Origin of the sequence: Legionella santicrucis (assembly GCF_001468135.1) — a bacterium.
Lineage (GTDB): Bacteria > Pseudomonadota > Gammaproteobacteria > Legionellales > Legionellaceae > Legionella > Legionella santicrucis.
Genome location: NZ_LNYU01000064.1, coordinates 1 through 445, shown reverse-complemented (window position 1 = coordinate 445; position 445 = coordinate 1). Strand labels below are relative to the sequence as shown.

Genomic DNA, 445 nt, shown 5'->3' with positions numbered 1-445 from the left:
GCGGCTGGATCACCTCCTTAAACGATAAGGCACCAAAAGAATCAAAGTGCCCACACAGTTTGTTTTCAGAAAGATGAAGAATCCTAAGCTCCGAAAGGAGCGAAAGATGCTCGGTAAAGCGAGAGCGAAAGCTAACGCAAGTTGAAGCATTTTTACAAGAGATTTTGTTTTAATCAAGGCGCGAGCGTGAGCAAGCGAGGGAGCATACATCAGTATGTAACCGACCGAGCGAACGATTGTAACGCCGAGTAAAACAAGAACTTGCAGTAAAAATTTGGGTCTGTAGATCAGTTGGTTAGATCGCACCCCTGATAAGGGTGAGGTCGGTGGTTCAAGTCCACCCAGACCCACCAATTCTTAGGTTTTTTCGGAGAGTCCAGATTAAAGTGTTTTGCGGAGTATTTTAATCTGGAATAACCAGACGTTCATTAAAAATATGGGTAAA

General features: G+C 43.8%; 1 tRNA gene. It reads left to right on the top strand.

The window, feature by feature from the left end:
• Positions 1 to 276: 276 nt before the first annotated feature.
• Positions 277 to 353: transfer RNA gene (locus Lsan_RS12490), tRNA-Ile, on the top strand.
• The last annotated feature ends 92 nt before the right edge of the window (positions 354 to 445 follow it).